The 25,596-nt window shown below is 39.5% G+C and carries 24 protein-coding genes; 14 read left to right on the top strand and 10 right to left on the bottom strand.

From position 1 onward, the window contains the following. Positions 1 to 2 precede the first annotated feature (2 nt). Both AC0VZ5_RS18875 and AC0VZ5_RS18870 read left to right on the top strand, forming a co-directional pair. Positions 3 to 1,067 carry an HlyD family secretion protein gene (locus AC0VZ5_RS18875; RefSeq protein WP_475474896.1) on the top strand — a complete coding sequence of 355 codons (1,065 nt, stop codon included), beginning with the start codon at positions 3 to 5 and terminating at the stop codon, positions 1,065 to 1,067. Between the two features lie 11 nt (positions 1,068 to 1,078). Then, a complete protein-coding gene (locus AC0VZ5_RS18870; protein WP_054201519.1) occupies positions 1,079 to 2,128 on the top strand; it encodes a DUF2955 domain-containing protein in 1,050 nt (349 codons plus the stop codon). 58 nt (positions 2,129 to 2,186) lie between these two features. Here AC0VZ5_RS18870 and arfB read toward each other — a convergent pair whose 3' ends face one another. After that, positions 2,187 to 2,600: an alternative ribosome rescue aminoacyl-tRNA hydrolase ArfB gene (gene arfB, locus AC0VZ5_RS18865; protein ID WP_010388730.1), complete on the bottom strand. Its 414-nt coding sequence runs from the start codon at positions 2,598 to 2,600 to the stop codon at positions 2,187 to 2,189. Between the two features lie 176 nt (positions 2,601 to 2,776). Between arfB and AC0VZ5_RS18860 the strand changes: the two genes are divergently transcribed. After that, the gene (locus tag AC0VZ5_RS18860) at positions 2,777 to 3,106 is read left to right on the top strand and encodes a hypothetical protein (protein ID WP_464711624.1); all 330 of its coding nucleotides are present in this window, start codon (positions 2,777 to 2,779) and stop codon (positions 3,104 to 3,106) included. Here AC0VZ5_RS18860 and AC0VZ5_RS18855 read toward each other — a convergent pair. The 3 genes from AC0VZ5_RS18855 to AC0VZ5_RS18845 form a co-directional block, all read right to left on the bottom strand. Next, positions 3,093 to 6,311, bottom strand: a complete 3,219-nt coding sequence (locus tag AC0VZ5_RS18855; protein WP_475474895.1) for an SdrD B-like domain-containing protein — start codon at positions 6,309 to 6,311, stop codon at positions 3,093 to 3,095. The two genes, AC0VZ5_RS18860 and AC0VZ5_RS18855, sit on opposite strands and share 14 nt — an antisense overlap. A 3-nt stretch (positions 6,312 to 6,314) precedes the next feature. Continuing rightward, positions 6,315 to 7,082 (bottom strand): fimbrial biogenesis chaperone, encoded by a 768-nt coding sequence (locus tag AC0VZ5_RS18850; RefSeq protein WP_249363162.1) that lies wholly within the window; start codon positions 7,080 to 7,082, stop codon positions 6,315 to 6,317. 129 nt (positions 7,083 to 7,211) lie between these two features. Further along, positions 7,212 to 7,721: a hypothetical protein gene (locus AC0VZ5_RS18845; protein WP_138606437.1), complete on the bottom strand. Its 510-nt coding sequence runs from the start codon at positions 7,719 to 7,721 to the stop codon at positions 7,212 to 7,214. A 1,019-nt stretch (positions 7,722 to 8,740) separates the two neighbouring features. Between AC0VZ5_RS18845 and AC0VZ5_RS18840 the strand changes: the two genes are divergently transcribed. From AC0VZ5_RS18840 to AC0VZ5_RS18830, 3 genes are read left to right on the top strand one after another with little or no spacing between them, the layout of a single operon-like run. After that, the gene (locus AC0VZ5_RS18840) at positions 8,741 to 9,085 is read left to right on the top strand and encodes a hypothetical protein (protein ID WP_475474894.1); all 345 of its coding nucleotides are present in this window, start codon (positions 8,741 to 8,743) and stop codon (positions 9,083 to 9,085) included. Beyond that, entirely contained in the window at positions 9,082 to 10,671 is a 1,590-nt protein-coding gene (locus AC0VZ5_RS18835; protein WP_475474893.1) for a PepSY-associated TM helix domain-containing protein, read from the top strand. The genes AC0VZ5_RS18840 and AC0VZ5_RS18835 overlap by 4 nt, the downstream gene beginning before the upstream one ends. Next, complete coding sequence (locus AC0VZ5_RS18830; protein WP_198522926.1) at positions 10,668 to 11,009, top strand: DUF3325 domain-containing protein; 342 nt, start codon at positions 10,668 to 10,670, stop codon at positions 11,007 to 11,009. Before AC0VZ5_RS18835 ends, AC0VZ5_RS18830 begins: the two co-directional genes overlap by 4 nt. A 220-nt stretch (positions 11,010 to 11,229) precedes the next feature. Here AC0VZ5_RS18830 and AC0VZ5_RS18825 read toward each other — a convergent pair whose 3' ends face one another. Beyond that, positions 11,230 to 11,763, bottom strand: coding sequence for a lipocalin family protein (locus tag AC0VZ5_RS18825; RefSeq protein WP_138606440.1), 534 nt, complete (start codon positions 11,761 to 11,763; stop codon positions 11,230 to 11,232). A gap of 68 nt (positions 11,764 to 11,831) precedes the next feature. On the opposite strand from AC0VZ5_RS18825, the gene AC0VZ5_RS18820 reads away from it, so the two are divergent. After that, the gene (locus AC0VZ5_RS18820; RefSeq protein ID WP_475474892.1) at positions 11,832 to 12,287 is read left to right on the top strand and encodes a YaiI/YqxD family protein; all 456 of its coding nucleotides are present in this window, start codon (positions 11,832 to 11,834) and stop codon (positions 12,285 to 12,287) included. A 1-nt stretch (position 12,288) separates the two neighbouring features. Beyond that, complete coding sequence (locus AC0VZ5_RS18815; RefSeq protein WP_475474891.1) at positions 12,289 to 12,819, top strand: DUF6942 family protein; 531 nt, start codon at positions 12,289 to 12,291, stop codon at positions 12,817 to 12,819. Between the two features lie 22 nt (positions 12,820 to 12,841). On the opposite strand, the gene AC0VZ5_RS18810 is transcribed toward AC0VZ5_RS18815, so the two are convergent. Next, on the bottom strand, positions 12,842 to 13,483 hold the full coding sequence (locus AC0VZ5_RS18810) for a LysE family translocator (protein ID WP_138595405.1): 642 nt from the start codon (positions 13,481 to 13,483) through the stop codon (positions 12,842 to 12,844). 105 nt (positions 13,484 to 13,588) lie between these two features. On the opposite strand from AC0VZ5_RS18810, the gene AC0VZ5_RS18805 reads away from it, so the two are divergent. Both AC0VZ5_RS18805 and AC0VZ5_RS18800 read left to right on the top strand, forming a co-directional pair. Further along, positions 13,589 to 14,041: an Lrp/AsnC family transcriptional regulator gene (locus tag AC0VZ5_RS18805; protein ID WP_010388715.1), complete on the top strand. Its 453-nt coding sequence runs from the start codon at positions 13,589 to 13,591 to the stop codon at positions 14,039 to 14,041. A 290-nt stretch (positions 14,042 to 14,331) separates the two neighbouring features. Then, a complete protein-coding gene (locus AC0VZ5_RS18800) occupies positions 14,332 to 14,541 on the top strand; it encodes a cold-shock protein (protein ID WP_008110773.1) in 210 nt (69 codons plus the stop codon). 100 nt (positions 14,542 to 14,641) lie between these two features. On the opposite strand, the gene AC0VZ5_RS18795 is transcribed toward AC0VZ5_RS18800, so the two are convergent. The 4 genes from AC0VZ5_RS18795 to AC0VZ5_RS18780 all read right to left on the bottom strand — a co-directional run bounded on the left by AC0VZ5_RS18795 (position 14,642) and on the right by AC0VZ5_RS18780 (position 20,505). Next, positions 14,642 to 15,298 carry a class I SAM-dependent methyltransferase gene (locus AC0VZ5_RS18795; RefSeq protein WP_475474890.1) on the bottom strand — a complete coding sequence of 219 codons (657 nt, stop codon included), beginning with the start codon at positions 15,296 to 15,298 and terminating at the stop codon, positions 14,642 to 14,644. 9 nt (positions 15,299 to 15,307) lie between these two features. Next, positions 15,308 to 18,958 (bottom strand): SbcC/MukB-like Walker B domain-containing protein, encoded by a 3,651-nt coding sequence (locus tag AC0VZ5_RS18790; protein ID WP_475474889.1) that lies wholly within the window; start codon positions 18,956 to 18,958, stop codon positions 15,308 to 15,310. Then, complete coding sequence (locus AC0VZ5_RS18785; protein ID WP_475474888.1) at positions 18,955 to 20,202, bottom strand: exonuclease SbcCD subunit D C-terminal domain-containing protein; 1,248 nt, start codon at positions 20,200 to 20,202, stop codon at positions 18,955 to 18,957. Before AC0VZ5_RS18785 ends, AC0VZ5_RS18790 begins: the two co-directional genes overlap by 4 nt. 66 nt (positions 20,203 to 20,268) lie before the next feature. Beyond that, a complete protein-coding gene (locus AC0VZ5_RS18780) occupies positions 20,269 to 20,505 on the bottom strand; it encodes a hypothetical protein (protein WP_010388711.1) in 237 nt (78 codons plus the stop codon). Between the two features lie 404 nt (positions 20,506 to 20,909). Here AC0VZ5_RS18780 and AC0VZ5_RS18775 point away from each other — a divergent pair, with 404 nt between their 5' ends. The 4 genes from AC0VZ5_RS18775 (at position 20,910) to AC0VZ5_RS18760 (ending at position 25,575) form a co-directional block, all read left to right on the top strand. After that, positions 20,910 to 23,354 carry a M1 family metallopeptidase gene (locus AC0VZ5_RS18775; RefSeq protein ID WP_475474887.1) on the top strand — a complete coding sequence of 815 codons (2,445 nt, stop codon included), beginning with the start codon at positions 20,910 to 20,912 and terminating at the stop codon, positions 23,352 to 23,354. A 2-nt stretch (positions 23,355 to 23,356) separates the two neighbouring features. Continuing rightward, positions 23,357 to 23,851, top strand: coding sequence for a DUF6702 family protein (locus AC0VZ5_RS18770; protein ID WP_138606453.1), 495 nt, complete (start codon positions 23,357 to 23,359; stop codon positions 23,849 to 23,851). Between the two features lie 226 nt (positions 23,852 to 24,077). Then, entirely contained in the window at positions 24,078 to 24,695 is a 618-nt protein-coding gene (locus AC0VZ5_RS18765; RefSeq protein ID WP_475474886.1) for an HAD family hydrolase, read from the top strand. A 154-nt stretch (positions 24,696 to 24,849) separates the two neighbouring features. Continuing rightward, positions 24,850 to 25,575 carry a YebC/PmpR family DNA-binding transcriptional regulator gene (locus AC0VZ5_RS18760; RefSeq protein ID WP_010388706.1) on the top strand — a complete coding sequence of 242 codons (726 nt, stop codon included), beginning with the start codon at positions 24,850 to 24,852 and terminating at the stop codon, positions 25,573 to 25,575. Positions 25,576 to 25,596: the final 21 nt, after the last annotated feature.

Genomic DNA, 25,596 nt, shown 5'->3' with positions numbered 1-25,596 from the left:
GTATGACACCCGATCAAAAATTTGCTCGCTACGTTAAAGTATCGCTCGTTGGTTTTATTGTTGTATTTTTCTATTATATTGTTGCCGATGTATGGCTACCGGTTACGCCACAAGCACGGGTTTACCATTCGGTTGTTCAAATATCGCCGCAAATAAACGGCCGTGTTACCGATGTATTGGTTAGTAATAACCAAACGGTTAAAGCGGGTGATGTATTATTTGAAATAGACAAAAATACTTACCAACTAGCACTTGAGCAAGCGCAGCTCGCGCTTGATGATGCCAAACTGCAAAATAAACGACTTGATACCAACGTAAAAGCGCTGGAGGCACAAATAAGTGCAGCTAACGCTAAATTGCATGAGCAGCAGCTATTAAAAAAGCGTGGCGAAACACTCTACAAACAAAACTCTATTTCGGAGCAAGAGCTTGAAAGCATTCGTGCAAATTTTGCAGCAAGCCAATCTAATTTAGCTGCCTTTGAAGCACAGTTGGCAGAAGCTGTTCTAGCGCGTGGCGATTCAGGGCAAGATAACTTAGCACTGCGCCATGCAGCAAACCAGTTAGCACAAGCTGAGCTTAATTTATCTTATACGCAAGTGCGTGCTTTAAGTGATGGCGTTGTAGCTAATTTACAGTTACTTGAAGGCTCCTATGCGGTTGCGGGTAAGCCATTACTCGCGGTTGTAGCAAAAAAAGCAGATTTGGTAGCCGATTTTCGTGAAAAGTCACTATTAAACATGCAGCCAGGCAGTTTAGCAAAAGTGGTATTTGATAGCCGACCTGGTGAAGTATTCGACGCAAAAATTGAAATATTTGAAGCGGGTGTCAGTGACGGACAACTTAGTGCAAATGGATTACTTAGCACCACCGAAACCAGCAATCGATGGGTTCGGGATGCGCAGCGTCAGCGTATTCATTTAGTACTGCCAAATAATACTCAGCTTATAAATAATATGCCCAGTGGTGCGCGTGCCACTGTGCAGTTACTTCCACAGTCGGTTGTAGGTCAATGGTTGGGATCAGTACAGATCCGCTTTATTAGTTGGTTACATTACATTTATTAGTGGGGCAAGTAATGACACAACATGTTAGCCAAGCGCCACAACTCGATTCAAATGGTTTACGCCAAGCGCTACGGATTGCTGGCGGCTGCACTATTGGTTTTACTTTGTGCAAGTTAATGAATTGGCCAAATGGAATATTTTTTACAGTTTACCCTATGTTATTGCTCGGTTTAGTGCCAAGCATTAACAAAGGCGTGATACGTCAATTTGTTGCCAGTGCTGCCTACAGTGCGTTTATAGTGCTTATTTTACAGGGCTTATTTTCACACTTGCCGGTGTTAATGACGCTCATTATTTTTGCTAGTTTTTGCGTGTTATTTTACTTAATGAGCTCTGGTGGTGCGTTTTTATTTGGTGCGTTAGGTGCGGTGAGTTTATCGATTCAGTTACATTTTGCCAGCCATGTTGATCAAGCTAGTAGCATTTACCCGCTTATTTTAAGTAATGGTGTGGCTATTTTTATTACTATTATTATTGCGCTCTTAATGCATGGCTTGTTTCCTGATGTGACAGCGCGACCCATGCGCGCTGTACCGCACAAGGATAAAGAAAGTATTCGTCATGAGGTGTTGTTATGTGCCACGGTTGCGACTTTGTCGTTTGTGGTTTTTCAGGTGCTTGATTTGCAAGATTCAATTTCGGCGCAAGCGGCATCTATTTTAATTTTATTTTCGTTGTGTTTTAAGGCTGCGGGCACCGCAAGTTGGCAACGTATTATTGGTACACTGATAGGCTGTAATGCTGCTTTAGTTGCGCAGTTGTTTTTGTATAACCATACCGACGTTTTGCTTTTTCCGGTGGCTATATTATGGATTTTATCTTTTATATTCAGTCGTTTTCATATTTTAGGTGGTGGTCCACCGGGGGTTGGGTTTGGGGTATTGACCACTTTTGGGATTTTATTTGGTCAGTCGTTAGGCCCTGGGCAAGATTTAATATACAGCGCCATGTATCGATTTAGCTCGGTGGCTGTTGCAGTAACAGTAAGCTTAAGCGCAGTGTATGTAGTGCATCGAATCCTAAACCGATTTAGCGTCACCCGCCATCATACTTATGATTAAATTAAAGGCTGCATTCGCAGCCTTTTTTATGTGCTTAACCAGAGTCAGGTTACTTAAGTTACAGCTTAATATTACCGCGGAGAGCTTTGGTTTGGCCGTGTTTGGTTTTTTTATCCATACGTTTACGCTGTGAGTTACGGCTAGGTTTGGTAGCACGACGTGCCTTATTAACCTTAGTGGCGCTTAAAATTAGATCTTTTAGTCGTTTAAGCGCATCTTCCCTGTTGAGCTCTTGAGTGCGGTGGCTCTGGGCTTTAATTATCAATACCCCTTCTTTGGTGATCCTTGAATCTTTTAAAGCAAGTAATCGTTCTTTATAAAACTCGGGCAATTTAGAGCGGTTTATATCAAAGCGTAAGTGTATAGCACTGGCTACCTTATTAACATTTTGTCCGCCAGCGCCTTGCGAGCGAATAGCGCTTAGCTCTACTTCCCATTCATCAATGGTTACGCTGTTTGAAATAGTTAACATAGTGCCCCGCTCTTTTTGCAAAAAAATGTATTATAACATCAGTACATTGACTTGTGGTGATTCAACTAATTAGATAGGCGGCCATTGCTATTTTCAATCTAATAATTGCTAAATAAACACATAAAAATGAATTTATTCTACACTTACTATATTGTTTTTTAATTCGCTTTAATTATATGAAACAAATATCTATTTTAATGTTTTTGGTATGTATGCTCGCTATTTCGTATGCTGTTTATGCTAAATCATCACAAACGTTTAGTGCTGGTGTAATTGCACAAGAACAAGTTTATCCAATTAAAGTGTTACCTTTGGGTAATTTTCAACGCTGTTTTGTTGTTGCTGCGCAAAAAGAAGATGCGCTGTATTCTGCGTGTTATATTAAAAAGAGCGCGCAATCGATTTGGGTTGCCGAATCCGCGGGAGCGCGTTGTGAAATAAAATGTGAGTCGCATTTAAACAGTGATGGCAAAACACAGGTGCAGTACTTTACTACTGATTTATAGAAAAAATGCTGTGCCAAGGTTTCTTTATCGCGGTGGTGAGCCCTTTTATTTGTTTAACCACTTGCTTATCACACGCTGTTTGCTTTGCATTATGCGGCCCTGACAGCATCAAATAATGGGCTTCACCTTTTATTGCTTGCTTTGCTACGAACAGTGATGGATTTTCCCTTAGCAGTTTTTTATTAACTGATTTTTCAGAGGTATATGCTACGTACTGGCAAAAGTAAGTCTCAGTTTTTTGGGTTTGCATATCGCCCCACTCCCCTATTTTTCGCCACTGTGGTGAGGCATATCGTCTTGCATCAACCATAAAGCTGCCATGAAGCGCCGGTATTGAATAAACATCATTAATGGTTTGCTGTGCTTTAGCTGCATTATTATATGGGCCTGCAACGAGGTAATAGCTATCACGGTTTTCATGTTTATATAACTGCAAAGCATAGGCTGCTTTATCAATTTTATTCGCCACAATAAGTGCCGATTGAAACTTTTTGAATACGCCTAATTGCACAAAATAAGGCGTGTTTTGGTTTGCTTTAGCTGCTGTTGTTGGTTGCTTATTTAAGGTATTAGCGTTATTTGTGTATACAATGATGTCTTGCAATACTATGGTATCGCCGCTTTTTTCAGTGATGATCTGCTCGGGAAGGTTTTTTATGGTTATGTTTTCTGATAGCTGCTCATTTTTTTCTATTTCGAGAATATAATTTCCTTGAGAAACATTAGAAAAATAATAATAACCATCATATTCAGTGACCGTTGAATAATGTTTTTCGCCGCCCTTTTCTTTAAGTACAACCGTCAGTCCTGCGATAGGTTTACTCTTTTCATTGCTCGATAGATAAATAGTCCCCTCAACCTCGTTGTAGACCACTAAAGGAATATTTACTTTGGTTTGTCCGCCTCTATGAGCTAATGTTTTAATTTTCCCTAAAGAGGGCTGCAAGTAAGGATTAGACAACGAGCGTAAATTAACATCTAAAACCTGGCCACCGTAACTGCTTGGCAGCAAGACCTTTCCGTCATTATTGGTGTATTTATCTCGCCATAGATAGTTGCCAGTAAAATTAACGTCTTGAATTGGCTCATCGCCTTGGTCAAAGATTTCATTTTCATTCCAGTCTATGAACGAACTAACTTCTATTTGCCCGGAATTTAATGAGCGAGGAGTGTCAAAGTTAAAGTCTGCTTCTAAATGATCAAAACTAAATGTGCCATTTAAACCTAAAGATAAGCGCCAATCTCCTTGATTATCGACTTGCCCTGATACTTGTATATTAAATATCTCATGGCGGTATGTATACTGATGACTTAAAAGCGTATTTGCTGCAGAGTTAGACTGATAAGTCAGCTGGGTTTGATTAAAAGTGCTTTGTGTTTGTGGCCAGCGCAAACTACTTCTCAAACGAGTGAGTTCTGCGCCATTATTAGCCTGCCAATCTAAGGTGTTGGTCCATTTCCAAGAGGCAATATCAATTGAAGAATAAAGCCGGTTTATTAGGTTATTTGTATCGTCATCATAAAATAGTTGGCTTGACCATGTTCCTCCGACATAACTTTTATTGATACCTAATGAGAGTCGGTTTTTAGTATTGGTATTTTCACGTACTTCATTGCTCCATCTCATATTCCAGTTAAGAGAGTTAAAGAAATCAGTCCGGCCATTTAGGCTCAATAACAGCCTATTTTTGAGTGAGTTCTCTTGTGCTACAAATAAAGCGCTAGAAAAGTCATTAAGGGCACTGTATTCAACATTAACATTGATATCGTTATAAAGTTTATTAGAAAGTAGGCCTCTAAAACCGGCAAAATAAGCATAGCCAGCATCGAGTTGTTTTGTGGCTAAAAAACGGTAACTGCCGTGATCTGTAAGTGTATTTAGCCCCGATGATAGGTAGCTGCTGTTATCTTGGTCAGTTTGCAAATGAGTAACTTGAGCGTCATAAGTGATAAATTCACTAATGCCATATGAGAGATTGCTTTTAAAGGAATTACTCATCGCTGTTGAAGCGTTATTAGATTGATTAAAAACGCTTTTATCTGTTTCTAAAAACTCTACTTGATAGCTTATTTTTCCGGGCGATAGTGCGTCTTGTCCTATTGTATATTTTTGAGTACGTGTGATTTGCTCGCCTTGTGAGCCAAAAAGTTTAATTTCAAAAATATTGTTGCCGTAAAACGTTTCAACATCGATAAATCGAACCAAATTTTCGTCGTTAGCTTGAGTAGTGGCAATAAATTGACCGTTTCGATACAGCTCCGCTTGCCAGCCCGGTAGTGCCGGTTCTTCAATGGTGATGGTTGAAAAGTTTTGTGCCGAATGAGGGTTAGCATTTGAAATATAAAATCCCCGACCTTGATTTGAGCTAGTAATAAGCTGATCTGATTGAGATTGAATATCTCCCAATTGGTAGTGAATGCGTGCCAGTGAGTGCTCTTGTTCACTTAAATTAAAGTCTTTAGTTACTTTTAAAAAGGTATTAGCGGTGTTTTCGTTTTTGTTGAATCGTAGTTCAGCTCGATGATGAAATAAGTCAAAGTAGCTATTAAGCCTGAGCAGCCCCTTATAACGATTATTAGACGATTTATAGCTTGCTGATAATGAATATTCAGATACCGGATAGGTCAGCGTTTGGTATTGGTCGTCTATAAAGTGGTCGTATTGCAGTGCTTTGGACTTAATTTGTTTTGTAATACCACTCGTTAATTGGTTGTTATTATAAGTAAGCAAGTTACTAGAAAATGAAACCTGCATCAGTGAGTAATCAAAGCGCGAGTCGGTATTTAAAAGTGTATTTATGACGGATAAATCAACATAGTGGTCGTAGTCATCGACAGCCCACAATGAAACATTTTCTGAGGGCGCTAAAGTTGAGGAAAGCTCAGCATTGAGAACCAGCTCACTTGCGTCAACTTTAGCAGCCAGTGTATTTTGTGACACATTTAAGCTAATTCCCATAGTCGATTTCAGGGCGCTTATGGGCAATAGCAACTTATTTGATTTTGAATAGTAGGCTTCTAAATCTGAGACAACTGAACGCCCATTTACCCTGACATTTATAATCACAAAAGCCTCCTCATCAATAGGCCATTGATAAAGAGTCGGTAACTGCTTGGCGATGATTGCTTTAGGTGCAATTAACAGTAATGTACAAAGTAATAAGCGAGCCGCTAAACCACAGCCTAATGCCCTTATGTTTAGCACTTTCTATTTGATATTAATAGGGATCGCTAACTCGATTTTACCGCCGTAAAGCTCGTTTTCTTTGTAATTGAGTGTCAAAGGTCCTGTCACAGGAGCTTGTAAAGTGATGTATACCTTGCGACGAGATAGAGGGGTATAAACGGCCACATTGGCTATTTCACCAACCATTACATTATTCTCATCAACTAATTCAAAGTTTCCATACACAGAGCGATTCCCTGTGAGTGTTTGCCAAAATGTTAGAGTCGGGCGCCCATTTTGAGTAATTAATTGCGGGTTTATTAATTCTGAGTCAGCCTCTAATTGGCCATGACGAACGATAACAGGCACGCTGTAAGCAACCTTAGGCCTAATGCTTATTCCATCAGCGTCAGGGTTTTGTGATTCAGAGGCTATAATTTTAAGCACCGCTCTGTATTCGCCAACAGCAAGCTCGGCTTTTTTGCGAACGGTCATTCTGATAGCTTGCATCCCTTTGGGTGCAATAGTGCCGCGACGTGGTGAAAACCGAAGCATGTTTTTGGCAGAGCGCCCTTCAACTTGTTGTGGAGTAACATCTATAAGCGCTCCTTCTTCGGTCATATCTTTATGGGTAACAACAAGTTTAAAATCGAGATTTTTATTAGAGGTATTGCGGATAAGTAGTGAATTATTTTTAGTACGCCCATCAAAGTATAAACGGTATTCAGACAACGCAAGGTTGGCATTACAAATTTCAGGTAGTAAAAGAGTTAGGCAAAGGGTAGCCCAACAAAAAAGTTTAAGAATCATGGGACAACTCAACAACATGATAATAAAAAGTGGAGCGCGATGCTCCACACATTTTTATTTTTAATGCGCAATTACGCAAAAAAAATAAACTGAGGCTAACTTAGTAAGTTAGCCTCAGCTTTCATAGTCTTATTGGAAAGACACATCTACAGTATAATCTACAGTGTAAGCAGCGCCCGCTGTCAGTGTAGAATCAACCGTCATATCACCATATACACTAACAGTAATATCTGTTGCACTTGCATCAGTAGTGAAAGCAGACGCAACATTGTCAGCAGTTGTTACACTGGTTGTGCCATCTGTAGCCGTTGTTACTGGAGCAAAAGTTAAGTTAGTGCCTGTGCTTCCAGATACAGTAATATTCATTGCTGAATTTGGCGCTAAACCAGATACAGTAATTCCACCTAATTGAATGTTTGCATCTGACGCATCACAGTCACCCGATACAACGCCTGCATTATCCATCGTACAGGTTGAGCTTGTAGATAAACGAATTTTACCAAAGTGAAGTGCGCTATCCTCTGCAAAAGTAGGCTCAGTCCAACCATTTACACTTGCTTGAAATGTTTGGTTAGATGCAAGTAAAGAAGTTGATGAGATTGCTAGTAAAGCGGAAGCTGCAAAGATTTTTTTATTCATAGTTTTTCCATTTTTAAAAATTATTATTTTTTTACTTCCATGCAAGTTAGTTTAGAGGAGAACCTCAATCCATTGTTTCGGATTTAAACACAGTTGTTATCAAAAAGGAATTTTTTGTTAACGCTGTTGCTGTTTTTAGGGTGTTTATGATACAAAATCATTAATTTTAATCAGGAAAATGCAACGAGAAAAATAACACAGATACTAATTTTATTTTAACGCTTGTGGGACTTAGTTTTAGGTTTGGCCAGAGTGGTTCAACTGATGCTGAGCCTATAATGATGTTTATCAATCATTATTTATTTTCCTAGAACTATTATGTAAGGCAGTACTAACGCTTTTTGCCTTAAGCTCTATGCTTAAACGGTAAAAAATCTGCTGCAAGAAGTATGTGAAATGCTCATTAATTGAGCATAAATTACTCATTGTATTTCATCGTCGTATGCATGATTAAAGTCATTACAATTTAAACTCATATATTTAAGATCAGATTTTTACTAACTTACCGCTTTAAAAGTATAAAACTTAATTTTTTACGCACGTTTTTTCAGCGTTTTGCTTCATTTTTAGCTCTCTCAGGTAATCAGTTAGTAAAAAATCGGTTTATATAGGCGATATTTTATACCTTGTTAGTAAAATACTGATCCTAGATTACTTGAATGATACTTAATGTTTAAAAGGTCTTTAATTATTAACTGCTTGTATCAAAAATTTTGTTTGGGCTGTGTAAAAGCTCATTAAAGAAAGTGCTTTTAGCTAAATTTTAATTTCATATACTGACGGATGTTTACTGCGGCTATATATATTTCGTCGGTAACAACAACGCATCTAGGAAGGCCTTTCCTTATACGTGTTGTTTTATTGCTGGTTGTTAATCTTAATGTAGATCAGTATTTAACTAACTCAATTTAATGCTTATCACTGCATTCAAATACAAATAAGAATTACTATCTTTTGTGTTTGTTGGCGTTATAATATCGCCATCTTTTTTAGCTATGTTTAAAAGGAATTTGCAGTATATGCAGGCCTCTAACCGTCTTTTAGACTTTCCCAAACCCGCTTTTTCTATGTTATGGCAATTTATGCAGCGCTTTAACTATGAATTAGCGGTTTTATCGCGTTTTTTTGTCGCCATTGTGGGCGGGTATTTTTTTACTGCCGTCAGTGTGTCGCTGTTAAGTGTTGTGGTGCCGGTCTCTAAAGTTGACGCGGTTCTTTTAAGTGTGTCTGCGAGTATTTTAATTTATGCACTGGTGTTTATTTATAGTTTTTATCTTCAGTCGTTAAAAACAGTTTGGATCAGTATTTTACTAAGTGTTGCAGTGCAATTTTTTATATTGTCGTTAATGAAGGGATGGTTATGAAAGGGAGTTTTTTTCGCTCAATGACCTGGTTACATACATGGGTAGGTTTACTCGTGTGTTGGTTACTGTATTTAATATTTTTTGCAGGCACTATCAGCTTTTTTAGAGATGAAGTTAGTTTATGGAATCAGCCAAGTATTCATAATATTGAGCAGCAGACAGACCGTATTGGCGCGCAAAAGCGACAAATAATAAGCGGCGTTGAGTATTTAAATTCGCAAGCACCTAATGCGCCTAACTGGCGTATAACACTCCCAGAAGAGCGTGTACCCTATTTAACGTATGGTTATGCTAAGCCAAAAGAGCCAGGGCAGCGCAGAGCGTCTTTTGAAAACACCCGTATAGATCCAAATACCATGCAGCCTCTAGCACCCTTTGTAGATACCCGAGGTGGAAATTTCTTTTATCGCCTGCATTTTGATTTACATTATATTGATGTAAAAACAGCGCGTTGGATTGTGTGTTTTGCAAGCTTGTTTATGCTTATTGCATTGATATCAGGGATAGTAATTCATAAACGAATTTTTAAAGATATGTTTGTTTTTAGAGCTAATAAAGGCAGTCGTAGCTGGTTAGATGTACATAATTTAAGTTCTGTATTTGCCTTACCGTTTCATTTAATGATTACCTATACCGGCATTATTACTCTGATATTCATGATATTTCCCTACCCCGCGCAAACCGTTTATGAAAATGGAATACGTGGTTTTTTCAATGATGTTTCGCCAAGTAGTCCTGTAACAGAATCATTGCAGGGTACTGCACCTCTAGTGCCTATAAATACTGTTTTAGATCAGGTTTATACCAAGTGGCCAGAGGCTGATATAACTCGGGTAATTATTAATAAGCCGAATAAAGCCGCTGCAACTATTATGGTTTTGGTGAGCCCTGGAAAAACATTAAGGGATCAATCACCCCGTTTAATTTTTAGCGGAGCGAGTGGTGAGCTTGTTGCTCAAACTGATGATGAACTCACTGGCAGTAAGGCGCTATATGAATCATTAAACTCAATGCATACTGGGCGTTTAGCAGAACCATTATTACGTGTTTTATATTTTTTAGGCGGCATTGCCGGCTGCATAATGATAGCGACAGGCTGCATAATGTGGGCTAAGCGCTTACGCGAAAGAATGAAAAAAAATACTCAACCATCTTGGGGGCTAAAGCTCGTTGAAGGGTTAAATCTAGGAACATTGATGGGATTACCCTTGGCTACATCGGCTTTCTTTTTGGCTAATCGTTTACTTGGCAAACAGGTTGCTGAGCGCGCGGGTAAAGAAATACTCGCTTTCTTTTTAACTTGGCTATGTGTGTTCATCATTGCCTTTGTAAAGCGTGACAAGTTGCAGTGGTGTGTGATGGCTGCCATAAACAGCATTGCTTGCTTTAGTGTGCCAGTGGTTAATGCGCTCTCCACTGAAGGTAATATAATCAGTTATTTGCGTAACGAACAGTGGGCATTATTTATGTTTGACAGTCTTTTTCTAGCGTTTGGTTTGCTGTTTTTGTTACAAACCGAAAAATTACGTACTGCTCTGCAAGCTAAAAAACCAACTCCAATAAATACTCAGGAGCAAAAAGTATGATTGCCTTGCTTCCTTTTAGTTTATGTTTGCTGGCTTTTAACTGCTTTGCGCTGGCTAAGTTTAATCATTTTAAGGATGTTTTTAATAAGCGCCCTACTCAACAGCAGCGTTTGGTTTTATTGAGTGTTGCTTGGATCAGTATTTTACTAAGTTTGCTGTTATGTGTTAACGAATTACAAGGTTATGGTGGTTTGCAATTTTGTGGCTATATGACGTTAAGTGCTTTAATTGTAATGATTTTTTATAGCTTTTTGGTGAGGTTAACTAAACTTTTTAACTTACTCATATTAGTAATATTGGCCATGAGTACGTTATTTTTTGGTTTAAATGGGCTTTAGTTAGTAAAAACCTGATCCCAAAAAATAGGCTAAATTGCGGAAAAAAATGGCAAGCCATCAGGCTTGCCAATTAAAAAAGGGGGATTGTCATTATGTCTTCACCTGCCTGTCTCTTTGCAGATGCGGCTAATATAGCCTTGCTTTATTTAACTTACCTTACAGTAAGGTGATCGTTTTATTACAGCTAAGGTTATTTATCATACTCTCATGTAAACCCCCTTTACAGCGGTTTTTGATTTACCCAAATAATTTCGTCAGTTGCAAACCCAAGCGCCTTTACTTGGCTTAAAAAGTGCTGCTTAAGCTCTTTGCTTACTGTTGGTGTGCGTGATAAAAACCATAAGTAATCTTTGCTATAACTGGTAATAAAGGCATATTGATAATCAGGTTGGTCGAGCTCAAAAATAATATAGGCACCATAAAACGGCCCAAAAAATGACACTTTAAAATGCCCTGTATCGGTGTTTTCTACAAATTTAGCTAAGCCTTCGGCTTCGTCCCACTGCTGATCTTTGCTAATAAATCCTTTGTTTAATACCTTTACCGTTCCATCATCGTTAATTGAGTAGGTGGCTGTTACTTGTTCCATCCCTTGTTCAAAAGAGTGGTCTAATCGTGCTATCTCATACCACTTGCCTTGGTACTTTTCTAAATCAAAGTTTTTAACAGGGGTTATTCCTTCCGGTGCGCTGGTACAGGCACTGAGTAAAAACATAGCAGTAATAAATAATGCGGTTTTAAAAGCGAGTTTCATGTTGTTTCCTTTTCTTTAGAAATTGCTATAGGATCGCTCTAATACTAAAGCAATTTAAAGAACTTAGCATGAAAATTTGGGTTGATGCTGACGCTTGTCCGGTGGTAATAAAAGAAATTTTATTTAGAGCTGCAGAGCGTACGCATACAGAAACAATACTGGTTGCAAATCATGCCATGCGCATTCCACCATCAAAATTTATTAGCCGACTGCAAGTGTCATCAGGCTTTGATGTGGCTGATGATGAAATAGTTAAACGAGTTGAAAAGGATGATTTAGTGATCACTGGAGATATTCCGCTAGCTAGCGAAGTGATTGATAACGGCGGCCAAGCGCTTAATCCGCGCGGTGAGCTTTACACCACTGAAAACATTCGCTCCTTACTAAATGTACGCGACTTTATGGATACTATGCGCTCAAGCGGCGTAGAAATGAGTGGTGGGCCGCCTCCGTTAAGCCAAAGTGACAGACAAAACTTTGCTAACAACCTTGACCGTATTTTAGCGCAAAATAAGAGTAGTTAAGGTGAGCAGCCAGTTAATAGGGTTAGGTGATGACTCATTTAGAGTTGCTGTGTATGTCGCAAAAGCGCCCCCTATGCCCTACTTTGAAACACTAGAGCAGCTAGAACCTGTGGTTAGTGGGCAAATAAACAGTATAAATCAGCACTGTGGCAATGGTTGGCGAAAAGTCTTTAATGTGTACGCCAAAGTGTTATTTGCGCTGCCAAGCGAGCATTACTCATTTGCTAAACAAGCAGTAAGCTGGCAAGCATATCGAGATGAGCTGTTGTTACAACAGCATAGCGGGACTGCATTACTATTTAGCACACCGGTGCTTACTGAGAGTAAAAACCAGTTGCACATTATTGCTGGTCGAACTCACGCTAAAAACTTAATACAACAAGGTAAATTAAACGCCCAATTTGATTGGCTTGATGATGAGTTTGCTATAGATAAAAGCCAGAATATTATTGTGTGCCCCTATTTTGATTATAGGCAGCTGAGTAATATTAAAATTGCCCGTTTGAGTGAATTAGTGGCTCAGCTAAGATAAGCCACTTTCTTTTTTGCTACTGTTACACGACGTGAGTTAGTTTTTGTGCGCTATCAACTAGCATTAGTGAGCCCAAAATAAACAGTACACATGCCGATGCACGCCCAAACTTAAGCGACAATGCGGGATTGTTACTAAGGATTTTTCTGGCACTTATCCCTATTAACCAATACACCAACGCACAGCCTACTAAATGAATTACACTCAGTACCAGCAATTGTTCAGTGATAGAAAACGATAAAGTTGGCAACACAAACTGTGGTAACAAGGCTAAAAATAACAGCATTACTTTAGGGTTTAAACCACTAATAATAAAACCCTTTCTCATCCACTTTAGAGGGGTGTCTGAGGTGTGTTGTTGGCCATCGTTATAGGCAGCAGGCATAGGAGGAAATCGGTACAGTGATGTAGCAATCCAAATTATGTATAAAGCGCCGAACAAGGTTAACAGCTTTATAAAAATGTCATGTGAAGCTAATAGTGCGCCTAACCCTACCACTACTATTAAACTGGCCATTAAATGCCCAAGTATTAACCCCGCTACCGCAGGAACAATTTTATCGCCTGCTATTCCTGCACTAATTGTATAAGCCCAATCTGCACCAGGGGTGAGAATAAACAAAATTGATACCAGCCAAAAAGAAAAAATAATATTAATATCCATAGCGCTATAACCTAAAATAAGTGAGTAGCTATTTTATTTCTTTCTGATGAGTAAAAGTTACTGTATTTTACTAATATAAGCGTTCATTTTAGGAAATAATTAACTATGGATACCATGGATAGGAAAATTCTTGCCGAATTACAAGTCGATGGCAGACTTACCCTCTCTGAATTGGCTGATCGTGTTGGGCTAAGCGTGTCGCCCTGTCACCGCCGTGTTAAAGAGCTTGAGAAAAGCAAAGCAATTGTGGGTTACCGCACCGAAATATCACCTGAGAAAGTGGGTTTAAACTTTTCTGCGTTAGTATTTATTACTATTAAAGAGGGCGATAAAGTGTCGCTAAGCAAATTAGAGCAAGCAGTGGATGCTATTCCTCAGATCACCAATGCTCAACGACTATTCGGTACACCTGATTACCTGTTACATGTCGTTACTAAAGATTTAGCCGCGTTCCAACAACTCTACGATGACAAGCTATCAGCCCTACCAGGTGTACAACGTTTAACCTCAACCATTGTGATGAAAGATATTGTAAGAGCGCGTAATTTGCACTTTTAACAGGTTATGTTTTAACACGAAGTTTAAAAAGTTAAGCCGAGGACGCTGTAAAGCCTATTATAAGAGGCTTTACAGTTGTATATAAAAATAAAGTATAAATAAAGCTTGTTATAAACTGTATTGCTGTTATTCTGCTTGCCATCGGGTTGATAGAAAGCCCAGTTTATTTGTAAGTACCACGTTGTTATTAGTAATAATCCTTCGCGATATCCTCAAGTTAAATGTTTGTTTTCTTCCTGTTAAACGCCTATTTTAAGGCAATTTTTTATTTATTTTTTTAGGATATTATTATGTCTAATACAACTACTGGTACTGTAAAATTTTTCAACGAAGCTAAAGGTTTTGGTTTTATTGAGCAAGAGTCTGGCCCAGACGTTTTCGCACATTTCAGCGCAATCTCAGGCGACGGTTTCAAAACTTTAGCTGAAGGCCAAAAAGTACAGTTCAGCGTAACTCAAGGTCAAAAAGGCCCGCAAGCTGAAAACATCGTTTGCATCTAATTTAAAGGGAGTGGGCTTTAAAGTGCACTCACCACGCTAAACTAACGTTAAGCGATAAAGCTAATATCAATACGATATTAGCTTTTTTTTTGCAAAAAATTTATACCACGTACCCACTAAAACCAAGTGCTTTAAAGTACAGTTTTGGAATGCCAAAGCCACATTCATTAAGTAACTCACTAAAACGCATCCGATCAAGCGGGTAAAACTCACGCTCTAAGTTATGTGCCATTTGCGTTTTTCCTGCTTCACTAAGGCCAAGCTCTTTGCATGTATTAAGTTGTGCCTCTCGTTCAAACGAGGTTTCTGGGCGCATTAAATCAGCAATAAATACTGGTGCAGATTTTTTAAGATTATTTTTAATCCCCTTTAATAACTGCTTCTTATCGCCGTTATCTTCAACAAAATGCATCACCAATAAACATAATACCGCGTCGGCTTTAACTTTTAATTTATCTACTGGTTGGCACTCAATGCTGATACGTGCATCAATACCGTGCTCTATAAAGCGTTGCTTAGCAATGGCTAACATGTCGGCCGAGGTATCTTGAGCGGTAAACTGCCATGTAGAATTAATATTCGCCAGCGCTGCGATTTCTTTACCTGTGCCTGCGCCTACCACTAAAATATGGGCGTTATCAGTTAACGTAGCGCTTAGCTGTGCGATGGTTAGTTGATGTAATAGCTCGTAACCTGGGACTAAACGGGTAATACGGTTATCATACTCTTGTGCTTCTTCGCCTGTAAAAGTGGGCATACTATTTCCTTAAATTACGTTTATGGTGGAGTATCCACCCGGTTTTTTAGCGACATGAATTTGCGTTGCAACGCGTTCGCTCATTTCACTTACATGTGAAATCACACCGACCTTTCTACCTTGCGCTTGTAGTGAATCTAGCGCGTCCATTGCAATACTAAGTGTTTCACTATCTAGTGTACCAAAGCCTTCGTCAACAAATAACGAGTTAATTTGCACTTTGTTTGAAGATAAAGAGGCCAGCCCTAATGCAAGTGCCAACGATACTAAAAACGATTCTCCCCCAGAGAGTGTGTTTACAGAACGTTGTTCATCGGCCATATCGCGGTCAATAATCGCTATATCAAGTGAATCAGCTATTGCTGTGAGTTCGTAACGCTTATTCAGCGTTTTTAAATGGCTATTAGCATAATGTAGCAATATTTTTAGTGTTTGTATTTGCGCTAAATTACGCATTGTTTTGCCGGTTGCATCACCGAGCACTTTATTAAGTAAATGCCATTGTTCTACTTGTTGTTTAAGCTTGCTTAGCTCAGCCTGCTTGCCCTCAAGAGCTTTTGCATTTTGGTTGTGCTGCTCGATGGCAGTATTAATCGTAAGTAAGTTATTGTGTAATTGTGTTTGCTGCACAGTTAATTGAGTTTGTTGCTCAATTAACTGTGCTTCGCTATGTGCTGGCTTATTATTTTGCTGATGCTGCTCATTGGCATTTTGCTGTTGTTTTAGCGCAGCATGAGCATCAACTAATGCTTGAGATAACTGCTCGCTATGCTTTAGCTGCTCTTTAATATCGTCATTACTTATAGCCAGTAGCATCTCGATTTGCTGATGGCTAATATCAGCATAAAGCGCGCTAAACTCTTCAAACCAAGCACTATAGCGTGTTTCAAGTGTGGTTAGCTCTTGGCTGTTATCGGCGAAGCGCTGCTCAAGGTTTTTAAGCGTAATAGCGTGCTCATCGCGCTGTTTTACGGCGCTATCGTGTGCCTGTTGACTCTGATTTAATTCACTCTGGCACTGCTCTACTTGTCTATTCAGCTGAGCCTGGTAGTCATCAGCGCTAATCGTTTGGTTATCGAATAACGCTAAGCGTTGTTGCTGGGTATTGTTGTGTTGTTGCTGTGCCTGGGTTAAATCGTCGTTGAGCGTGCTAATTTGCTGCTCAGCTTTGGTCATAAGCGGGGTTAGCTGCTGCAGCTGTAAATTGGCGCTGTCTAGCTGCTTTTGAGTTTGCTCAAGTTGTAGTTGCTGATGTTGATACTGCTCTACTTGCTCACCTAATTCGCTTAGCGTTAACGCGCCGGTTTGTAATGTTTGCCAAAATTGACTGTTTTCAAAATTAGAATTCAGCTCACTTATAAGTGCTTCGCGTTGGCTGAGCAATTCCTGGTGCTTATTATTAAGCATGGTGAGCTGATTGTTCAGTTCAACATGCTGGGTATTTAATTGTTGCTGAGCAGTCTGTTCTTTTTTAACCGTGTTTTGCAGTTGGTTAACCGTTTCTTGCAACTGGCTTTGTTGTTTTTGTGCTGCAAAGTACTGCGCTTTTTGCTCGCTTAATTGTTTATGGGTGTCATCAAGCTGCTCAACGCTCAAGTCATTAAGATCTGTTTTAGCCGCTTGCATGGTGTTTTTAATGTCTAACATTTTGGCTTGGGTATCAGCAATCGCTTGGCTTTGCTGCTTATGCTCTGCGACTAAAACAGCATGCTGCGTTTGATGTTGATGTAGCTGGGTTTGTGCATCTAAGTGCTGCTGCTTAGCGCCAGTATAAGTATTTTCAAAGTCGGTTATTAAGTTATTAAAAGGTTGGCTTTGATTGTTTGCAAACGGGTGCTCAGTGGCTCCACAAACCGCACATGCCTCATTAGGCAGTAGTTGTGCGCGTAAATGTTCAACATGTTCACTCGCACGCAGCCGTGCTTGATTAAGCGATTGCTCGGTGTGTTTAAGTGCTTGCTCTTTTCTGCTTAATTGCTCACGCAGTGTGATGTTAGTTTGTTCACTCTGAGTTAGCTTTTCTGCTGTAATACTTTGTTGCTGCACTGTGTGCTTTAGTTCTTGATTAAATTGCTTATAACGCGCTCGTTGCTCTTTTAAATAATCAATATTTTTAAGCTGATTATCACACTGCTCAATATTGAATTGCTCTTGCTGTTGGGTGAGCTTATTTAGATTTTGTTGTTCAGTGCTTAGTGCGTGCTCTGCATGTTCTAACTGTTTATTTTGCTCGTTGAGCTTGGTAGCGAGAGTGCTTAGCTGCAAAGTAATAGTTTGCTTTTGTTGCTCGAGTGTTTTTAATTGCGTTGTGGTATTAAAAAACTGCTTAAAGCTGTGATTAAAATAGTTCCAATCAGTGGCCAATGGCTTTAGTTGATTGTTTTCTTGTAACCACTGCTGATGGTGAGTGCTTTGTGTTGTTGCCTGCTCCACGCTGAGATTATTTTGTTGTAGCTGCTGTTGTAACTCGTTTAATTGTTGCTGCTCTTTGGCTTTTTGTTGTGTCAGGCTTGTTATACTTTGCGTAAAAATAGCTAATTGACTGTCGAGCTCACGTGCTTTTGTTATGACTGGTTCAGCTGTTTGTTGTTGTTGTTTTGCTGTTGCTAATTCGCTTTGATGTTTTTTAACCTTACTTGCTTGTTCATTAATAAGCGCGGCATGATCCAGCGCGTTTAATTCCTTTATTTGCGAATTTAACTGGCTGTTTTGCACCGTTAAGCTTTTAAAGCGTTGGCGATTATCTTTAATTTCAAGCGCACTTTGTGCTTGTTTTGCTTGCTCAGTTTGTGCTTTAACCGCATTTAGTGCATCACTTGCTTGTTGCTCGTTTTGTTGAGCCGCTATTAATGCTTGCTCTAAACTGTATGCTTGTTTATACCAATTAACACCCTGCTCTGTGCTGGCCAACGTTGTTTTTATGTGTTCAGTTTGTTTTTTAAGTTCATCAAGAGTGTGCTTCTTCTCACTTAGCTCTTCATCAGACAATAACGCATAACTGGCTAAGCTGGCTGTTAGTAATTCAAATTTATCTTTAACTGCTTTATTTCGCTCAAATATACGTTGACCAATTCGGCTAAATTTATCGGTGCCGGTAAGGCACTCTAAAAGTTGTGCGCGTTCATCGCCAGTTGCTTTTAAAAAGGCGGCAAACTCATGTTGTGCTAGTAGCACTGCACGGGAGAATTGCTCAAAAGTGAGGCCTATTTTATTTTCAATGGCTTTGATGGTGGTGCTTTTATCGGCAATTAAGGTTTCATCAGGTAAGCTATGCAAAGTATGCTCGGCTACTTTTAGTTTGCCGGTTACTTTTTTATGCGTGCGTTGAATACTGTAGCGTGCTCTATAAAGTTGCTGATCTTGCCCGCTAAAGTCCACTTCCGCATAGCCTTCCCATTTCCCACGGCGCAATAAATTGCGGGCATCGTTAAGCTTTATGTTATCGCCGTTAAAATCAATTAGGTTACCTTTGTCGCCTTTCAAACGAGCAGTTTTCGTATAAAGCGCTAAACAAATGGCATCAAGTACGGTGCTTTTACCTGCGCCGGTGTCACCTGTAATGGCAAATAAACCTGCGTCTTTGAGTGGGGATGCTAAAAAGTCGATTTCGGCATCAGCAATGGAGGCTAAGTTATGAATACGCACGGCGGTTATTTTCATAGTAGCTGCTCCTGTTCAAGTTCATCAATAACGTCGGTTAATAGTGCTTTTAATTCACTGGGAACAGTTTCGCCAGCCATATCTTTGTCGTTATTAAAGGCTTGTTCGAGCAAATTAATTGGGTTGAGCATTTCCACAAAGCTTAAATCCTCAAATACCGTTTCTGAAGAATTACTCACTTGCTGATCGCGTACCCGTTCTATACCGCAAAAGTTAACTTGTTTGCCTTTTAGTGCTTGCTCAATTTGCTCACGAAAAGTGGTGTCAATATCACTGGATTTTAGCTTTACTCGTAAGTACGGGGCTATTTTATACTGTTGTGTATCGAGCGCTTTTATTTGCTCACACAGCTGAGCTAAAGGGACGCACTCCCCCTCTGGTAGAACAATCACTTCAGCGAGTCTAGGAATGTAAAGGGGGTTTACAGTAGTGCTTAGCGGTTGATCTTTTTGTCCGTTAAACTCTACTATATTTACCTGATGTGTATATTTTCTCTCTGAAAACGACATGGGAATTGGTGTGCCGCTATAGCGAATGTACTCACTTTTAGCCACTAACTGTGCTTTGTGTAAATGCCCTAGCGCTACGTAATTGGCATGCTTACCAAATACTGACGCTGAAATGGCCTCTTCACCGCCAATGACTAAGTTACGCTCAGAATCACCAGAAATATTTCCACCTTTGGCATGTAAGTGACCCATAACAATTAAAGGTGTACTTTCATTGGTAAGCGTTAACGCATGTTCAAATGCTAGTTGGTAAGCTTTAGCAACGCCTTGTGCGTAACTAGGGCCATTCTCGCTCTGACTAAGCGTACTTATATCGCTGGTTCGTAAAAACGGCATAGCGATTACTACAGCGTGTTTGTCGTTATTATTAATTGTTATTACCACGTCATTTGGATTGGCGGGATCAAACCGGCCTACAACATGGGTATCAAACTGGGCTAATAAGGGCTGAGCAGCCAAAATACGATTAGCAGAGTCATGATTGCCGGCAATTATGACCACGTGTAATTGTGGGCACTGTGCTTTGGCATTTTTTATAAATTGATAGAGTTGGTTTTCGGCGCTAGCACTGGGGGTGGCAGTATGATAAATATCGCCCGCAACAAGCAATAAATCGATTTGTTGGCTAACGAGGGTGGTTAATAACCAAGAGAAAAAAGCATGATGTTCATGACGGCGATCATGTTCATAAAATTGCTGACCTAAGTGCCAGTCTGAAGTGTGAAGAACTTTCATTTTGCGCTCTTAAAAAACCATAAGAGCGCCAATATACCCAAGGCAATTAAAGATGCAAGTATCGCTTTAGGTTAAAGTATACCAAGCAATAAAAATAACCGGCAAAGCAGCAAGCGCAATTGTTAAAGGCCACTTTAATGCTTTTGCTTTTTTGGCCTGTAATACTGCTAGTGCGTTTGTTTCATTACAAGCAGCCACTTTATCAATATACAGGTAGCCTGAGTTAATATACTGCTTACAATTTTGCACGTCTGCTGGTATTGCAATTAGTTTTTGCTGCTTTTTTAGGACATAAAAATCCATAAACTCACCACACTTAATACGACTAGTTAGAACAAAAAATATTTGAGAGAAAGACTAAAAAAGTACCCTCAAATTAAAAAAGTGGGCGATTCTAATTACAAACCATAGTAAAGATCAACCTAAAACTGCGTTTTTTAGTATTTTTAATGAAAATAGCTGTGTTTTTTCATTTTATCTCTACTTTTAGTGATACTCAGCCTATTTTGTAAACCCCCTTTACAGCTTAGTTTTTTATGTAAATTGCTAAACAATTTAGTTAAATGTTGTTGTGTAAAACCGTGTTTTTTATATTTACATAAAGGTGTGGAATATCACCCTATAAAAGTAGGGTTTTATCGCTATTTTATTGAAGCTTAGCTGTAAATTTGTCACAGTAGCGTCACTAAAATCGATCAGGATTAACAATGAAGAAAAATTTATTTACATTGAGTGCATTTGTATTGCCTTTGGCAATGGCGAGCTCTGTGATGGCCTCATCTGTTGAACAGACTAAAGGCAGTTATGTTGATAAGTTTCGTCAACTAGACGAAGCTTTGCCTACCCCTAATGTTTACCGCAGTGCCGCAGGTGCACCAGCAGAAAATTACTGGCAACAACGGGTTGATTACGATATTGATGTAAAGCTTGATGAGCAAAAGCGTCGTTTAACGGGGAGTCAAACAATTGAATATAAAAATAACTCACCGCATACGCTTAAATATTTATGGCTTCAACTTGACCAAAACATTTTTAAAAATGACTCGATAGCAGAAACCACGCAAACTTTTAAAAGTACCCTACAAAACGAGCCTGATGCTAAGCCTGCTAAATTAAGTTTAGGTGATTTACGTCGTCAGCAGTTTATGAACGACAATGAGCTAGGTTACACCATTAGCAATGTTAAAGATGAAGATGGTAAAGCGCTGCGTGTAACGGTTGTTGATACTCTAATGCGTATAGACTTAAACACGCCACTAAAGCCCGGTAAAGATGTTGAGTTTAGTATGGACTTCGCGTTTAACCTCGTTGAAGAAGATGCGGTAGGTGCACGTGCAGGTTATGAGCACTTTGAAGAAGACGGTAACGATATTTTCTTAGTGGCACAGTGGTTCCCTCGTTTAGCTGCGTATACTGATTACGAAGCATGGACCAACAAGCCATTTTTAGGCAGTGGTGAATTCACCTTAGAATTTGGCGACTACGACGTTGAAATTACGGTTCCTGCAGATCATATTGTATCGGCAACCGGTAAGCTTGATAACCCAAGCTCTGTTTTAACTAGTACTCAGCGCAAGCGTTTAAAAAAAGCTGAAACAGCAATACGTCCTGTATTTGTAGTTACTGAAGAAGAAGCGCTCGAAAACGAAAAAGCCGGTACAGACAAAACAAAAACGTGGCACTTTAAAGCTGAAAATGTTCGTGATTTTGCATGGGCGTCGTCACGTAAATTTATGTGGGATGCTAAAGGTTACCAACAAGGGGGGAATGAGCAACCATTGGTTATGGCGATGTCGTTTTTCCCTAAAGAAGGTGGCGATTTATGGAAGAAATATTCAACGGAATCTGTGGTGCATACCATGGAAGTGTATTCAAAATATTCATTTGATTACCCATACCCAACTGCACAGTCAGTTAATGGCCCAGTAGGGGGTATGGAATACCCAATGATCACCTTTAATGGTCCACGTACAGATTTACAAGACGATGGCACACGTACTTATTCTCAAGCAGAAAAGCGCTTTTTAATCGGGGTTGTTATCCACGAAGTGGGGCATATTTATTTCCCTATGATTGTAAACTCAGATGAGCGTCAGTGGACCTGGATGGATGAAGGTTTAAATAGCTTTTTAGATGGTGTTGCTGGACGTGAATGGGATCCGACCATTCCTTGGGGTGTTGAGCCACGTGATATTGTGGCGTACATGAAGTCTGAAACTCAAGTGCCTATTATGACGCAATCAGACAGTGTGCTTCGTTTAGGGCCTAATGCCTATACTAAACCAGCTGCTGCATTAAATATTTTACGTGAAGTTATTCTTGGTCGTGAATTATTTGATTTTGCGTTTAAAGAGTATGCTCAGCGCTGGAAATATAAGCGTCCTACTCCGGCTGATTTTTTCCGTACTATGGAAGAAGCGTCAGGTGTTGATTTAGATTGGTTCTGGCGTGGTTGGTTTTACACTACAGACCATGTTGATATCTCGCTTGATAAAGTATATCAATTACGGTTAGACACCAAAAACCCTGATATCGACTTTAAGCGTTTACGTGATATTGAAGCGAATAAGCCAAGTTCATTATTTGTTGAGCGTAATCGCGCTGAAGGTAAAAAAACCTGGGTTGAGAAAAACCCAGATGTAACCGATTTTTATGACGAAAACGATCGCTTTACGGTTACCAATAAAGAACGTAATTCGTACAACAAATTTTTAAAAGGTTTAAAACCGTGGGAGCGTAAAACACTCGATCGCGCACTAGAAGAAGACAAAAACTACTATGTTATGGAGTTTTCAAATTTAGGCGGCCTTGTGATGCCGATTCTTTTAGAGCTAACTTATGAAGATGGCACTAAAGAAGAGCGTTACATTCCCGCAGAAATTTGGCGTCGTAACCACAAAAACGTACAAAAACTGATTATTACCGACAAAAACAAACCGCTGACATCAGTAACGGTCGATCCAGGCTGGGAAACGGCGGATGTGAATGTAGAAAATAATCACTACCCTCGTCGTATTATTCCTTCACGTATTGAAGTGTACAAACGTGAAAAGAGTAAGGCAAAAGTAAGCCGCGATATCATGCAAGATATTAAAACTGAGCTGAAAAAAGACGAGCCAAAAGACGAAAAAAATAACGACGAGGATCAATAATAATGCGCTTTTTGCTTATTATTGTTTGCTTTTTAATTGCTGCGCCGAGTATGGCGCATCAATTAAAATCATCTGTTACAACGATGTTATTTAATCAGCGCACGCACAATATTGAATTGATGCATCGTTTTTACTTACATGACACAGAGCATGCTGTTGGCAGTTTATTTAAAGGCAAGGTGGATATTATTGATAACAAGCGTGACCAAAAACGCTTTGCTAAATATGTTGAGTCTCATGTTGCTTTGCAAACCTTAGAGGGTGAACCACTTACGCTTAATTATGTAGGTGCACAAGTGGATGGTAAGTTCTTTTGGGTATACCAAGAAGCCACGATCCCCGATGAGATTGAAGGCATTAGAATGAGTAATGGCGCACTGCGCGATTTATGGCCTGCGCAAGTCAATATGGTAAATGTTGAGGGGCGAGGAAAAGTAAAAACGTTAAACTTTAGTCAAGACGATACATGGCTTGAAGCACGATTTGAAACTAACTAACCCACTGCGCATCTTTTCTTAGGTGCGCATTTTTATACTGTTAGGTTAGCTGATCGCGTTAACTTACTTCATCGTAAAACCAACATAACAGAATCATACAAACCGAACTAATGTGTATCAAATGAGCTATACTGAGAGCGTAATGGATTAAGTTTTTTGTAATTGTCAATTGATATACATTTTTAATGTAAAGCAAATCCGCAAACTAGTTAGCACAAGGAATGAAATGAAAACGCAAATTGAGGCAATCAAAGGTGTTATTTTTGATTTAGACGGAACCTTAGTATCATCAGAATTAAACTTTTCATTAATTAAGGCACAAGTAGGTTGCCCAGCAGATCAAGACCTACTCGAGTATATAGAACAATTACCCTCGCCCTACATGCGTGAAGAAGCAATGAATATAGTGCATCAGCATGAGCTACTTGACGCACAAAACGCGAGTTTTTTACCTGGTGTTGTTGAAGCTGTCAATGCTCTGCAAGCAAAGAATATCCCCATGGCTATTGTAACGCGTAATTTTGATAAAGCGGCTTCATTGAAACTTCAGCATAATCCGTTGCCAATCGAAACGGTACTCACCCGAACCGACGCTCCTGCTAAACCCGATCCAAGTGCCTTACTAACGATTGCAAGCCAATGGGCAATGCCAGTTGATAATGTTATTTACGTTGGTGATTATTTATATGACATACAAGCGGCCCATAATGCAAAAATGCGAGCCTGTTTATATGCCCCCGATTTAACCCCCGCGTATGCTGAGCAAGCCGACTTTGTTATTCATGGGTTTGATGAATTAGTGTCGTTAGTTGAAAGTTACGCTGAAAAAGTGGAATTATGTTAAATTGCACTGTATTTCATTTCGCTAATAGCATAACGGGTATTATTTAAATTAATACCCCGCTGCTTTTGCGCAGCATAACATGTTGAACCACTAGCCCAATACGCTTTGAATTGGTAAAATATCAAAAACAGAACGTATTCAATAGAGGCACAAGATGGGCAGAGCATTTGAAGTCCGCAAAAGTTCGATGGCTAAAACCGCCAACGCAAAAACTAAAGTAAATTCAAAGTATGGTAAAGAAATTTACGTTGCAGCCAAAAGTGGTGAACCCGACCCAGATGTAAATCAAACATTGCGCCGCTTAATTGAAAAAGCCAAAAAAGACCAAGTTCCTGCGCACGTAATCGAAAAAGCAATTGAAAAAGCAGCCGGCGGGGCAGGGGAAGATTACTCAACTGCACGGTACGAAGGCTACGGCCCGGGTAATTGCATGGTGATTGTTGACTGTTTAACCGATAACCCTAATCGTACTATTAAAGACGTGCGCTTACCGTTTACTAAAACAGATTCAAAAATCGGCACACCTGGGTGTGTAGCACATATGTTTGATCACCTTGCTGTTTTGGGGTTTGCAGGTGACGACGATGAAGTCGTGTTAGAAGCGCTGATGATGGCTGACGTTGATGTGACTGATGTAGAAGCCGAAGATGGCAAGGTGTCGGTATTTGCACCGCATACTGAGTACTTTAAAGCTAAAACGGCATTAGAAGAAGCATTTGAAGGCATTAACTTTGAAGTTGATGAAATTACCTTCGTTCCACAAGTACATGTTGAAATTACTGATGAAGAAGTGATTGCCAACTTTGATAAATTTATCAATATGCTTGAAGATTGCGATGACGTACAAAATGTTTATCACAACGCGACTATTAAGAATTAATTCGTAATGATTTAAAAACTA

It is taken from the genome of Pseudoalteromonas sp. QJM3NY_12 (genome assembly GCF_056173165.1).
Note: the sequence above shows the minus strand (reverse complement) of the source record. Positions and strands in the feature narration are given on the sequence as shown.